Consider the following 14,269-nt stretch of genomic DNA (forward strand, 5'->3'; position numbering starts at 1 on the left):
TAGCAACACAATTCTGCGGATCAACTCAAAGTGAGACTTCTTCAATACTGTCAAAACTTGGCAATGAGTCTTTCACTGCTTCTTCAGTAGATTGGATGCGTAGTTTACCGCCGTAGGCATCGCAACGTTTGGCAAACTGACAAGAATCACAGGTTTTGCTACCTTCCACTACTTGGGGAAACTGCTGGTTATTTTGGTAATTTTCCAACCAATTAGTTAACTGACTTAATAGTTGATTAAGTTTCTTTCCTGTTTGTGCGTGTTGAGCAGTACTGTAATTAAATTTAATATTTTGCGGTTTGCCTTCAGATTGGACAAACCAATAAGTCATGGAAATCTTTTCTGGCAAATAGTCGCTAGTTTCTGCCAATACATACAGATAAAGCCGTGTTTGCCAGTTGGATTCTAACTTGCGTTTGTTGGGTGGTTTAGGATAAGTTTTCCAGTCGAGAATTTGCGCTTGTTGGTTATCTGCAATCAATAAATCATAGATAACTGTGAGCAAATAATCCTGAACTTGCAAGGTTCGGTAGTGTTCGCTTTCACGGAAAGTTTGATTATCAGATGCAGCCGTTAAAATTTCTGGCGCTGCATCGGCAAAACCTAGCATCCAGCTTTGCAGTTGAGCATCTGCTTCCAGGAAACTATCAATTGGCAAACCCATTTCTCGCTGTTGCATTAGCAAGTGAAAACGACTACCCAAAGTGAGCCGTTCTTCTTGTTCTGGATTTGAGGGAGAATTAAGTTTTTCGAGATAGGTATGTTGAAATTTACGCGGACAAGTTTCTAGTAAGTTAAGTTGTCCTTGAGACAGTCGCAATAGTTGAGTGGGAGTTGACAGCATTCTTCTATTTTAGAAGTAAATTATAATCTGCAACTCACCTTTGGCAGACTATCAGTAAAAAATACCTGTTTTTTACTGCCTTCACGTCTGCTATTTCAACTCGTCTCGATCTACCTCATCCTGGCGATCGTCGGAATGTTTGCTTTTTCCTTGGGACTTGATTGAGCCAAAGCTGTAGGCTATAGCTATTTTAACTATGTCAAAATATGCTGGGTGATTAGCTTTGTTAACGATCGCTAAAGAAATTGACCCTGCCACTAAGATGATTAAAAGTGGCGAAAATGTTTCTACCCCAGAGCCGTTGTTGTTGTTAGGCATGATACGATCTCCAAGTGAAAAGATTACGAAGCCTTTAGCTGAACTTCACTCAGCTAAAGGCTATTTATGGTCAGTATGAGTCTCAACCCCAAGACTCGAACATCATGGCGATCGCAAATAGGCAGACTAGGAAAATCGCTATCCTCGCAACCCATGACCGTAGACTTGCAGATAAAAGTATCCCAACGATCGCATTTGCCCCTAAAGTGTGAGACACAACAAAGGCTATTCCCAGCCCCAGCAGCCCCAGCAGAAAATATTTGAGTCCTATACAAAACCACTTGAACAACAGATTATCGTTATCTTTGAGACTGGGTTTCATAGTTTTTTTCCTGTTTTGAAAGTTGAATCTAGGTAGCAGTTTGCGCTCCCCCGACCACACTAAGGAAACAGCGAATCTCCACAGTTTTGCTCCTACCAAGTCAAGATAGACAAAAGTCCTACTCCTGAGTGGTGTGGGAATACCAACAAAGGTGGTTTTGATATTTGCGGCTCATGAAAAATTAAGCTCTTTGATGAATTACCAGGGCAATCTGGATATCAAAAATTAGGCGTTCAATGCGCGTAGTGCGCGTTCTGTGCTTCTAAGCGCATTGAACTCTCGAAATTCCTACAGGCAATTTGTATACTTGCCTTTTTCAGAATTTGCAGTTCCAGTCTTTGCCTTTATGCCTTACTCACTAAGTTTCTTTAATTCACCCGTAACCTTACTAAGTCACCGTGGTTTCTACTGTTAAACTAACTATAAAGTAACTTAGTTTCTAGGTCAAGTAACTTAGTTACTTAGGTCAAGGTAAACTGTAGAGAAAATTATTTAAATAGCATAAGATACTACAAATCCTGCTGAAATTCCCCAATGAATCCTCAGTTTTGGCACTAAAGGACTTTCAAATAAATAAAAATACTCAACCACCTATTGTGAGGTAGGCGTCTCACTTGCTCCTACCCCACAGATAATTTATCCGGCTAGCATCCTGCGGCATGACAGAGAATGCTGACAATTGAACCTTAAGTACTTGGCTAAAAAGGCTCAATTTGATATTGTTGATCGACATATCAGATTGATATATCAAAATGCTGAAGTTGGCAGTATTAGGTTTATTACAGCGAGAGCCTTTAAATGGTTATCGGCTCAAACAGCAACTAGAGATGTTTATGAGTTGCAGTATTTGTGTCAACTATGGCGCGATTTATCCTCTATTGAAGCGCATGGAAGAACAAGGTGAAGTGAGCTTATGTCCAGAACAAGGAGAAGAAGGCGGACATTGTGGAAAAGTATATGAGATTACATCCCTCGGCAAAAACACTTGGTATCAAGAGATGCTGGCATATCCTCATGAAAGCTGGGTGAATATGCGATCGCGATTCCTAATCAAATTTTTTTTCTTTAGCCATTTATTACCGGAAGAACGAGTGCAGTTAATTGAACATCGATTAATGTCATGTCAATTACGCCTTGCAGAGAAGAAAGCAGTTGAAATTAGTGATGATTTATATCAAGCGAAAGTGCAAAGGCGGGCATTTGAAGTCATCAAATCGGAGATTGAGTGGTTAGTTGAGCAACTCCAAACAGAACAACTGCAATTAGCTCAAACGCCAACCTCAATAATGAGTAATGAGTAATGAGTGATGAGTGATGAGTAATGAGTGATGAGTGATGAGTAGAACAGCTTTAACACCAAAAACTTTTGAAGTATCCTAACTAACTATGTGGATCGTCAAAATTGCTTTACGTCTTCCGTATACATTCGCGATCGCCGCTTTGATGATTGCGATTCTGGGTGCAGTCACGATATTTGGTACACCAGTTGACATTTTTCCGGCAATTAACATTCCGGTTGTCAGCGTAGTTTGGACTTACACTGGTACCACATCTGAGGAAATGGCACAGCGAATCGTCACCATTAGCGAACGCGCTATGACAACAACTGTTGGTGACATCGAACACATTGAGTCTCAATCTTTGAGCGGTGTTAGTGTTGTCAAGGTTTTTTTCCAACCCAACGCTAATATCGCCTCAGCAGTCGCTCAAATTACCTCCGTCAGCCAAACAATTCTCCGCCCTTTGCCACCTGGGATTACACCGCCATTCATCATTCAATACAACGCTTCTTCGGTGCCGATTATCCAGATGAGTGTCAGTAGCAAAACCTTGCCGGAAGAAGCACTCTTCGACTATGCTACCAACTTCGTCCGCACCCAATTAGCAACAGTGCAAGGAGCGAGTGTACCTCTGCCTTATGGTGGTAAACCTCGGCAAATTATGGTTGATATCGATCCCCAAGCGATGTTGGCTAATGGCATTTCTGCTCAAGATGTGACTAATGCTGTCAGTGCCCAAAACCTGGTTTTGCCGGCAGGGGATATGAAAATAGGCGATCGCGATTTCGCCGTCCAAATCAACAATAGTCCAAGTGTGGTGGAAGCCCTCAATGACTTACCGATTAAGCAAGTTAATGGTACTGTCATTTCCATTCGTGATGTCGCACAGGTAAGAGATGGCTTTGGCGTGCAGTCAAATATTGTACGTCAGAATGGCAGGCGATCGAGCTTACTTAGTATCCTGAAGAGTGGCAATGCCTCAACCATTGATGTGATCGAGCGAGTCAAAAAAACTTTGCCTCGCATCCAATCCACCTTGCCCCCAGAACTGAATTTAGCGTTTTTGTTCGATCAATCTATATTTGTGAAAGCTTCTATTGAAGGCGTTCTCAAAGAAGGATTGATTGCAGCCTGTCTCACCGCGCTGATGATTTTGATTTTCCTGGGAAGTTGGCGCAGCACCGTAATTGTAGCCGTATCGATTCCTCTCTCAATGCTGGTTTCAATTATTGTGATGAGTCGTTTGGGACAAACTTTCAACATCATGACCTTAGGTGGATTGTCCTTAGCTGTTGGTATTTTGGTAGATGATGCCACCGTAGAAATTGAAAATATCCATCGAAATCTCGGACAAGGTAAACCCATCAAGCGAGCAATCTTAGATGGGGCGCAGCAAATCGCCACTCCAGCACTTGTAGCAACATTATGTATTTGTATTGTCTTTGTGCCAGTCGTGTTTCTCAGTGGAGTGGCAAAGTACCTATTTGTCCCGCTAGCGATGGCAGTAGTATTTGGAATGCTTGCTTCCTATGTGCTATCTCGGACTGTAGTCCCGACAATGGCAAGCTATCTCCTACCACATGAAGTAGACTGGCATAGAGAAAGCGAGGATGGTAATGGTCATAGCGACAACCATAATATAGATATAGATTCGCCAGTTCAAAACAATAATGGTCATAGCGACAACCACCATACTGATTCGCCAGTCCAAAACAATAATGGTCATAGCGATCGCCACACCCATTCGCTAGTCGAAATCCATGATAATCGCGATCGCCACACCCATTCGCCAGTCCAAAACAATAATGGTCATAGCGATAACCACCAGCAAACAGAAGAGGCAGCAACGACAACTGCCGAACCTGTGAAGAAAGATTGGATATGGCGGTTACACGAAAAGTTTAACCGACAATTTGAGAAGCTTCGCAGTTGGTACTACAACGTCTTGGCCTCAGCATTAAGTCACCGCCGCATAGTCTTTGTGTTATTTGGTGCTTTTATCGTCAGTGCAGGAGTTTTGTTGCCGTTCGTCGGTCAAGACTTTTTCCCTGAAGTCGATGGTGGACAGTTTAGCCTCCATGTTCGAGCCTTACCTGGTACTCGTTTGGAAGAGACAGAAAGAATTGTCAGCCAAGTTGAAGGCGTTATCCGCCAAACTGTACCGAAAGAGAATCTCGCTCTGATTTTGGATAACATCGGCTTACCCACCAGTGGCATTAACCTTACTTATGGCTACAACGGCGCGACAATTGGACAGGCTGATGCTGATATTCTTGTCTCCCTAAAAGAATCTGGTGAAACTTTTTCTTACGTCAAGGAACTCCGCCAGAAATTGAAAGCGACATTTCCCAACTACACTTTCTTTTTTGAGCCGGCTGATATTGTGACTCAAATTCTCAATTTCGGTTTGCCTGCTGCTGTTGACGTGCAAATATCTGGCCCTCTGAAAAACTCAAAAGCCAACTTTGAAATTGCCCAACAAATCGCCGCACGGATGACGCGCATTCCTGGGGCTGTAGATGTACATCTCCAGCAAGTTGTCGATGCTCCCAAATTACGTCTTGATGTCGATCGCACTGAAGCTCAACAATTGGGTATGACCCAGCGTGATGTTGCCAATAGCGTCCTCACTTCCTTAAGTTCAAGCGGTCAAGCTGCAATTAACCAATGGCTCGATCCCAAAAAAGGCGTGAGTTACACCCTGGCTGTACAAGTTCCTCAATATAAACTTGACTCTATTGACAGCCTGAAAAATACGCCAGTTGGCAACGGACAAACTGCACCCCAACTTTTGGGTAATTTGGCTAGTGTCAAACGCGACACAGTGATGCAAGTTGTGAATCACTACAACATTCAGCCAGTTTTCGATATCTACGCTAACGCCTCTGGTCGCGACCTTGGGGGAGTTGCCAGCGATGTAAATCGAATCATCGCTGATTATCAGAAAAAATTGCCTAAGGGAAGTCAGATTAATATCCGTGGGCAAGTGCAAACGATGAACTCTTCCTTTCTGGGACTTGGTTTAGGACTTGTGTTTGCAATTGTGTTGGTTTACTGCTTAATGGTGGTGAACTTCCAATCTTGGCTCGACCCCCTGATTATTATGATGGCATTGCCAAGCGCCTTAGCAGGGATCGTTTGGATGTTGTTTGTTACCCAGACTACTCTAAGCGTCCCTTCATTAATGGGTGCAATTATGAGTATAGGTGTGGCGACATCAAACAGTATTCTAATGATTACTTTTGCAAATGAGCAACGTGCAGAAGGGGAAAATGCCTATAAAGCAGCTCTAGCGGCAGGTCACACGCGGTTGCGTCCGGTGTTGATGACTGCCTTAGCCATGCTCATTGGTATGGTGCCAATGTCTCTCGGTCTTGGTGAAGGTGGCGAACAAAATGCACCTTTGGGTCGCGCTGTAATTGGCGGTTTGTCAGCTGCAACAGTCGCTACTCTGATCTTTGTACCTGTTGTATACAGCATTATGCGCCGTCAACCACCTCGTCCTATCGATGAGGATGATGACGATTTAAATTTCTCAGATCCAAAGACAGCCTACTCGTTGTCATCATCTCAAGGCAAGTCATAGAGAACTACGTTACGTAGGGTAGATTAATTTTTGCAGGTCAATGCAACAAAGGTGCAGGTCAATGCAACAAAGGTGCAGGTCAATGCAACAAAGGTGCAGGTCAATGCAATTAAAGTGCCAGTCGATGCAACAAAGGTGCAGGTCAGAAACTTGTGTGTACACCGTAGGGGAAAGGGGAAAAGGTTAAAGGAAAAGAGTTTTTTCTAAGAAGATGTTTTAAACGTCCTCTGGTCGGTATAAAAACGTTTTAGATCCCCCTAAATCCACGCCACTTGCTCATGGGGGAGACCCCCAAGACCGCAGTGGCTCCCCTTAAAAAGCAGGGCTGTTTCATTCGATCTCTTAAAGATTTTGTCAAGAGTATGAGTCAGAAATTTGCTTGATTGGGGAAAAGAAAAGCTACCACCTCAACGAGTAAATTTAAGTGCGATCGCGATTTTATTGCCCAATCAGATTTTTTAGTCACCTGACTTTTTTGGTTGAAACGCTTGTAAATCAGAGTCTTTTAGGGAATGAAACAGCCCTGCCCTTAAAAAGGGGGACTTTGAGAAAGTTTGCCCCCCTTTTTAAGGGGGGTTGGGGGGATCAACAAGTGCCTAAAATTACAGCCAACCACTTTTAAAACATCCTCTAAGCTGCTTTCCCCTTTACCCCTTACCCGAATGGCACTTCTGCAAGAAGTCTAATAATGGTAATGACTCTAGCTGCTAAATTTCTGCAAATTAAGATAATACAGGACAGTTTACCTATGGATTCTCAGCATCGTCCATCTCCTGATTCTGAACAACAAACGACTTCTAGAAAACAAAAACGCGGCATTGGTGCAATTGGTTGGGCTGTAATTGGTGTTGTTTTTTTTGGTAGCTTACTGGCAAGAGGTATTCTACCCCGGTTAAGCCAAAAGTCAGAATTACAAGCAGCAGTCAAGGAAGCAAGCACTGTACCCTCAGTCAATGTAATCACTCCCCGTCGCGCTACTGGTGCTACCAAAGTGGAACTACCTGGCAGTGTTGTAGCCCAGAATCAAACGACCATCTACGCTCGCAGTACTGGGTATTTACGGCGGTGGTACGCAGATATTGGCGATCGCGTCCGAGCCGGTCAGTTGTTGGCAGAAATTGATTCACCAGACACCGATCAGCAAGTTCTGCAAGCAAAGGCAGAGGTAGTGCAAGCACAAGCCAATGTGTCTCAAACTCGTGCTAATTTAGCTAAAAGTATTTCTGATTTGAAGCAAGCCCGCGCTAATTTATTGATAGCACGTCAGAGTTGGGAGCGCTGGCAAGTTCTTGTCAAAGAAGGTGCAGTACCTCAACAAGATGCAGATACAAAATATGCTACATATCAAGCTAATCTTGCCAGCGTTGAGGCAGCACAAAACACTATTAATTCTGACTCTGCCAATATCAAAGCAGCACAAGCTAACGCCTACGCAAGTCAAGCAAACTTCCAGCGTAATACCGTATTGCAATCTTATAAGAAAGTCACTGCTCCTTTTGCAGGAGTGATTACTGCACGTAACGTCAATACAGGTGTTTTAATTTCAGCAGGTAATGGCAACACCAATACCAGCAACACTAACACTAGCAATAGCAGCCTTTATACTATTGCTGCTTATGACAATCTAAAGGTAAATGTGAGTGTTCCACAGAGTTTATCACAGTCACTTCAAACTGGACAAACAGCACAAATTACAGTTAGAGAGTTACCCCAACGAGTGTTTACGGGTAAAGTAGTGCGTACTAGCAACGCTATAGATCCAACTACTCGCACTTTACTGACACAATTAGAAGTACACAATTCAGACGCGACGCTGCGACCTGGGATGTATGCCAATGTCAAATTTGCCATTAACCGCACCAATCCTCCTTTTGTTGTGCCAGATAGTGTTTTAGTCGTTAATGGCGGAGGTACGCAGGTAGCAACTGTAACCAAAGACAACACAGTGCATTATCAAAAAGTTGCCGTTGGGCGAGATTATGGTACTGAAGTAGAAATTACTTCAGGTCTGACAGGAAATGAATCGCTGATTGCCACTCCTACGGTTGATGAGACAGAGGGTTTGCGCGTGCAGCCAGTTGCACAAACTAAGTAGATCGGCGTAAAGAATTATCGTTGGGAGCAGGGGGGCAGAGGGGCAGGGGAGCAGGGGAGCAGGGGAGCAGGGGAGCAGGGGGAGAATAATAAATTTTTAACTCCTAACTCCTACTCCTAACTCTAACTCCTAAACTCAGCACTCGTTACTCAGCACTGTTTAGGTGAGGTAGACTAAACTCATCCGTGCGATCGCGCACCCCGTCAGAACAAGAACGACAAAGCCCAAGAAAGCATTCTCAAAGCAACAAATGTCTACCTCGAAATATTGAGGGGATAACGGATTGGCAGTAATGTTATCTCACTATGTGAGATAACATTGGTTTGTAATATGTCTTTGTGTGAGTATGAGTGTCATTCCCGAAAACGTTCTTTTGGCTTTTGCCGAAAAACGGTGCTTGTCTAGCAGCGAGATAGAAGTGTTTTTATATGCTGTTGAGGGACAATCGCCAAATGCGATCGCGAAAACATTGGCAATCAGTGCCGAGGCAGTACGCAAAAGATTAAGCGAAGTTTACAAGAAATTTAATGTTACTGGTAGCGGCCCAGGTAAGCTCACTAAGTTACAACAAGTTATAGAATCTGAGTATCAAGCATCTTCACAGACTCAGAAATCCATTACCCAAAACCGTCAAGATTGGGGTGAAGCGCCTGGTGTCTGCTTTTTTCGAGGACGCATAGCAGAATTGTCTCAGTTAACGCAGTGGCTCATTAAGGATAACTGCCAGCTAGTGGCAATATTGGGAATGGGCGGAATCGGCAAAACTGCTTTATCGGTGAAACTGGCAAAGGAAGTTCAGGAGAATTTTGAGTATTTGATTTGGCGGAGTCTCCGCAATGCGCCACCCGTTGCAGAGATGTTAGCAAACCTGATCGGGTTTTTATCTGATGAGAGAGAAACAGATTTGCCGGAAAGCGTAGATGGTAAAGTAACGCTGCTGATTAATTATTTACGAGAGCATCGTTGTCTTGTGGTATTTGATAATACAGAGACAATTTTACAAGAAGGCGATCGCGCCGGACAATATAGACAAGAATACAAAGATTATGGTCAACTAATTAGGCGGGTAGGGGAAGAACCACATCAAAGCTGTTTGCTGCTAACATCTCGTGAAAAACCAAAAGAATTTGCTTCTTTAGAAGGAGAAGCATCACCAGTCAGAACATTATCGTTAATTGGCTTAGGAGAAACAGAAGGGCAAGAAATTCTCCAGGATAAAGGGTTATTTGGCTTACCACAGGAATGGGCCAAGCTAGTTGAGAAGTATTCAGGCAATCCTTTGGCGTTAAAGCTAGTTTCTGAGCCAATTCGGGAGTTATTTGGTGGTGATATCGCTGCCTTTCTAGCTGAAGGAGAGATAATTTTTGGTGACACCCGAAATTTACTACACCAGCAATTTGAGCGGTTGTCAGAGATCGAAAAAGAAATAATTTATTGGCTAGCAATCAAGCGCGAGTTAGTTTCTCTAGACGAATTGCTAAATGATATTGTGCGTCCTTTGACCAAAAGGGAAGTGATGGAAGCGCTAGAATCTCTACGGAGGCGATCGCTAATTGAACAAAGAACAGCACTTTTCACGCTCCAGTCTGTGGTGATGGAATACATCACCGACCAACTGATTGAACAGGTTTGTGACGAAATTACCACTCGTAATATTAGACTATTTATCAGCCATGCTTTAATGGAAGCTACGGCCAAAGATTATATTAGAAACACTCAGATTACCCTGATTATTAAACCAATTATAGATAGGTTATCAACTATTTTTAGATATGCTAAAAATATTGAACATCATCTATATCAAATTTTATTGTCCCTGCGACAAGCTCCCCAAACAGCAGGATATGCAGGTGGAAATCTGTTAAATATTCTTTGTCAACTACAAACTGATTTTAGCGGCTATGACTTTTCAAATCTGACTATTTGGCAAGCATATTTACAAAGTGTGAATTTGCATCGGGTAAATTTTGCCAATACCGATCTAGCTAAATGCGTTTTTTCAGAAACATTAGTTAGTATTTCGTCAGTAGCATTTAGCCCGAATGGAAAACTTTTGGCTACGGGTGATGCTGATGGCAAGACTTACTTGTGGCAAGTTGACGATGGAAAGCTACTTTTTACCTGTATTGGACATAGCAGTTGGGTAAAATCAGTTGCTTTCAGTCCCGATGGTCAAACTTTGGCTAGTGGCAGTGATGACCAAACAGTGAAATTATGGGATGTTCGTGATGGTAAATGTCTGAAAACCTTGCACGGACATGGTAATTGGGTAAGATCGGTTGCCTTTAGTCCCGATGGTCAAACTTTAGCTAGTGGCAGTGAAGACCAAACAATAAAGTTATGGAATGTCCACATCGGCAAATGTCTGATAACTTTGCAGGGAAATACCAATCGAATTATGTCAGTTGCCTTCAGTCCCGATGGTCAAACTTTAGCTAGTTGCAGTGAAAAGCAAACAGTGAAGTTATGGGATGTTCGTGATGGTAAATGTCTGAAAATTTTCCAGGGACATAGCAGTTGGGTAAGATCGGTTGCTTTTAGTTCCGATGGTGAAATTTTAGCTACTGGCAGTGACGACCAAACCGTGAAATTATGGGATCTTCGTGATGGTAAATGTCTGAAAACCTTACAGGGACATACCAATCGGGTTTGGTCGGTTGCCTTTAGTCCCGATGGTCGAACTTTAGCTAGCGGTGGTGACGACCAAACCGTGAAATTATGGGATCTTCGTGATGGTAGATGTCTGAAAACCTTCCAGGGGCATACCAATCGGGTCAGATCGGTTGCTTTCAGTCCCGATGGTCAAACTTTAGCTAGTGGTAGCGAAAACCAAACAGTGAAGCTATGGAATGTCCAGGATGGTAAATCCTTGACAACCTTGCAGGGACATAGCAATCGGGTAAGGTCAGTTGCCTTCAGTCCCGATGGTCAAATTTTAGCTAGCGGCAGTGAAAAGCAAACAGTGAAATTATGGGATGTCCGTAACGATAAATTCCTCAAAATTTTGGAAGGGCATAACAGTTGGGTACGGTCAATTGCCTTCAGTCCTGATGGTCAAATTTTAGCTAGCGGCAGCGAAAAGCAAACAATTAAATTATGGGATGTGCAGACGGGACAATGCCTCAAAAAATTGCAGGAACATACCAATAGAATTAGATCGGTTGCTTTTAGTCCGAATGGTGAAATTTTAGCTAGCGGCAGTGACGACCAAACGGTGAAATTATGGGATATCTACACCGGAAAATGTCTCCAAACCTTGAAAGGGCATACCAGTTGGGTAAGATCGGTTGCCTTTAGTCCCGATGGTCAAACTTTAGCTAGTGGCAGTGAAAACCAAAGAGTCAGGTTATGGGATATTTATACAGGAGAATGTCTCCATATTTTGGAGAGACATAGCAATCGGATCAGGTCAGTTACTTTCAGCCCAGATGGTCAGACTTTAGCTAGTGGCAGTGATGACCAAACCGTGAAGTTATGGGATGTTTTCATGGGCAAGTGCTTCACAACCTTGCAAGAACATACTAATCGAATCTGGTCAGTTGCCTTCAGCCCCGATGGTCAGACTTTAGCTAGTGCCAGTGAAGACCAAACGATAAAATTATGGGATGTCTATAATGGCAAGTGCTTGAAAACCTTACAAGGGGCTAATTGGGTAAAGTCAGTTGCCTTTAGTCCTGATGGGCAAACTCTGATTAGTGGTAGCCAAGATGAGACAATCAAGCTTTGGGATGTATCGACGGGTGAGTGTGTAAGAACACTGCGATCGCCACGACCCTATGAAAAAATGAATATCACCGGGGTTACAGGATTAACCGCAGCGCAGTTAGTGACGCTAAAAGCTTTAGGGGCTGTGGAAGGTGGAGAGCAAAAATAAAAGGTAAAAGAATGAATTTTGCCTTTTTCCTTCATCCTTTTACCTTTTTTATGTACCTGATGCTTATTTCATGTTAGCCCTTGCATCCTTAACTGCGGCAAAGAAAAATAATCCTGTAAGTGGAATGCTTAATACCAGGATAATTGCCGTGGCTGTAAAACCAAAATCTGGCTGTCCGTAACCGAGTTCAAAAATCGAACCAACGGCTGCGATCGCACTTACACAAGAACCACCCAGAAATAAACTGCTTTTTGGAGTTAAATACACTATTGCCCCCCCTATGCTATTGGTTTCACCGCTTGATACGAGAAGCCATTCTTAGATAGCTCCTGGGCTAAAGTCAAGGAGTTTTCTACACGGTCTACAAATACCACGCCGTTAAGGTGATCCATCTCGTGCTGAATGCAGCGTCCCAGGAGGTCATTAGCCTTCAATGTCCGGGGACGACCGTACTCGTCTTTATAAGCGATTTCCACGACTTCGGGGCGTTTCACGTCTAAATATACGTTGGGAATACTTAAGCATCCTTCTTGGGCAACAGAGAGGTCGCGGCTGACTTGTTTGATAGTGGGGTTAATCAACACCAAAGGCTGATTAGCTGCGTTCTCTGGTTCCAGGTCGATGACAATTAGTTGTTTGTGAATTCCTACTTGGGGTGCAGCCAAACCAATGCCATCTTTGCTGTACATAGTTTGCAGCATTTCGCGCACTATTTGGCGAAGTTCGTCATCAACTTTAGAAATCCGCTTTGCAGCTTGACGCAGCACGCGATCGCCTAAATAATGAAGTTCCAAAGGTGGATTTTTTAACTTTTTTTTCTCGACAGCAATTTCAGAGGGCATGAGTCTCGATGGCTAGATGGTGAAAATTCCTACTATTTTCATTCTATCAATCTCAGTTAGAGGATGTTTAAAAAGTCCTGGAGTATACCAAAAACCCAGTTGCCATTCCTCTTTTTGCTTGCCTAACGGCAGGCTGATGCCAAGAGTCAGAAGCTGTGAAACCCTTATTTTATCGTCAGTAAGGTTTGCTAGGGGGTTAGGTCTCCGAGGTTGTATTGTTAGCAATAATACTTTTTAAACATCATCTTAGACGTAGTACCAATCTCCAAAATAATTCTTGTGAAGTCATGTTGTACCAGACTTGGAGCGATCCTTTTATCGAGGCTGACATCATTAAACAGTACTTTTAAATGTGAAATCGATTGTAAGTCGTTTCAGCCTATTTCTGATTCACATCTGATTGCAACTAGGATTCCTATACAATTTTTCTTAGTAAAAATATTTCTCCAATCAATTTCTTATTGATGTAAACCTATATTTAGCAATATTTTCTGGCATCTTCACCACATTCATTGACTAAATATAATAAACACTTAAAACGAAGAGTAACTATCTGTTCGTAAAGAGGGTTCAATTTACATAAAGGTGGAATCTGAAACAGAGTCCGACCAAAAACTTTAACAGTTCTTGCAAAAGGGCAATTGGAAGGAATTATTTTGCACAATAGTCTGGCTAGATTAGAATTATGTATTTCTACGGACTCAAGCTGATAGCGGATTTGGTTTAAGAAGCTATTGTCCAAATTGGCTTTATTTAAGAAGTTCATGATTCAAATTTCCTTCCATCAATCTGTTTCTCCCTATCAAATTACTACGATATCCAGAGAAAAACATCGTATAAATACCAAACTATTTCCCCACTTTTCTGAGGTCAGTTTAAAGAACCGTAGAATTGCTGAGAAACTAGAACAGCTAGCCAATTATTATCAATAACTGTTAGAAGCAATAGTGAGTATATCTGTGGCAAGTGGTATGAATATCGAGTGAATGGTCAAGGCAGCAGGAGGACAGAAGAAGGAAGTAGCAATAGATAAAAGCTGATATATTGGCAAACTTTGCACCATTGACTATAAATAGTGGTGTTATTAACGCAAAAACGCAAAAGCTGA

General features: G+C 42.7%; 10 protein-coding genes. 4 read left to right on the top strand and 6 right to left on the bottom strand.

Annotated features, from left to right (window positions below):
• Nucleotides 1-25: 25 nt before the first annotated feature.
• The 3 genes from V7K84_RS12960 to V7K84_RS12970 all read right to left on the bottom strand — a co-directional run bounded on the left by V7K84_RS12960 (nucleotide 26) and on the right by V7K84_RS12970 (nucleotide 1,484).
• A complete protein-coding gene (locus V7K84_RS12960; protein WP_334838565.1) occupies nucleotides 26-844 on the bottom strand; it encodes a PD-(D/E)XK nuclease family protein in 819 nt (272 codons plus the stop codon).
• 90 nt (nucleotides 845-934) lie between these two features.
• Complete coding sequence (locus V7K84_RS12965; RefSeq protein ID WP_334838566.1) at nucleotides 935-1,162, bottom strand: hypothetical protein; 228 nt, start codon at nucleotides 1,160-1,162, stop codon at nucleotides 935-937.
• A gap of 82 nt (nucleotides 1,163-1,244) precedes the next feature.
• Nucleotides 1,245-1,484 carry a hypothetical protein gene (locus V7K84_RS12970; protein WP_334838568.1) on the bottom strand — a complete coding sequence of 80 codons (240 nt, stop codon included), beginning with the start codon at nucleotides 1,482-1,484 and terminating at the stop codon, nucleotides 1,245-1,247.
• A 752-nt stretch (nucleotides 1,485-2,236) separates the two neighbouring features.
• Between V7K84_RS12970 and V7K84_RS12975 the strand changes: the two genes are divergently transcribed.
• From V7K84_RS12975 to V7K84_RS12990, 4 genes are all read left to right on the top strand, one after another.
• Nucleotides 2,237-2,785, top strand: coding sequence for a PadR family transcriptional regulator (locus tag V7K84_RS12975; RefSeq protein ID WP_334838569.1), 549 nt, complete (start codon nucleotides 2,237-2,239; stop codon nucleotides 2,783-2,785).
• An 85-nt stretch (nucleotides 2,786-2,870) separates the two neighbouring features.
• Complete coding sequence (locus V7K84_RS12980; RefSeq protein WP_334838571.1) at nucleotides 2,871-6,350, top strand: efflux RND transporter permease subunit; 3,480 nt, start codon at nucleotides 2,871-2,873, stop codon at nucleotides 6,348-6,350.
• 748 nt (nucleotides 6,351-7,098) lie between these two features.
• The gene (locus V7K84_RS12985; protein ID WP_334838572.1) at nucleotides 7,099-8,445 is read left to right on the top strand and encodes an efflux RND transporter periplasmic adaptor subunit; all 1,347 of its coding nucleotides are present in this window, start codon (nucleotides 7,099-7,101) and stop codon (nucleotides 8,443-8,445) included.
• A 346-nt stretch (nucleotides 8,446-8,791) separates the two neighbouring features.
• On the top strand, nucleotides 8,792-12,319 hold the full coding sequence (locus V7K84_RS12990; protein ID WP_334838574.1) for an NB-ARC domain-containing protein: 3,528 nt from the start codon (nucleotides 8,792-8,794) through the stop codon (nucleotides 12,317-12,319).
• Between the two features lie 63 nt (nucleotides 12,320-12,382).
• Here the strand turns inward: V7K84_RS12990 and V7K84_RS12995 are convergent, their stop codons facing one another.
• The 3 genes from V7K84_RS12995 to V7K84_RS13005 all read right to left on the bottom strand — a co-directional run bounded on the left by V7K84_RS12995 (nucleotide 12,383) and on the right by V7K84_RS13005 (nucleotide 13,927).
• Nucleotides 12,383-12,586, bottom strand: coding sequence for a hypothetical protein (locus V7K84_RS12995; RefSeq protein WP_094351396.1), 204 nt, complete (start codon nucleotides 12,584-12,586; stop codon nucleotides 12,383-12,385).
• Nucleotides 12,587-12,597: 11 nt separating this feature from the next.
• Nucleotides 12,598-13,161 carry a peptide deformylase gene (def, locus tag V7K84_RS13000; protein WP_094351395.1) on the bottom strand — a complete coding sequence of 188 codons (564 nt, stop codon included), beginning with the start codon at nucleotides 13,159-13,161 and terminating at the stop codon, nucleotides 12,598-12,600.
• A gap of 478 nt (nucleotides 13,162-13,639) precedes the next feature.
• Nucleotides 13,640-13,927, bottom strand: a complete 288-nt coding sequence (locus V7K84_RS13005; RefSeq protein WP_334838575.1) for a Mo-dependent nitrogenase C-terminal domain-containing protein — start codon at nucleotides 13,925-13,927, stop codon at nucleotides 13,640-13,642.
• Nucleotides 13,928-14,269: the final 342 nt, after the last annotated feature.

The sequence above is a fragment of the Nostoc sp. genome, assembly GCF_036917315.1.
Classification (GTDB): Bacteria; Cyanobacteriota; Cyanobacteriia; order Cyanobacteriales; family Nostocaceae; genus Nostoc.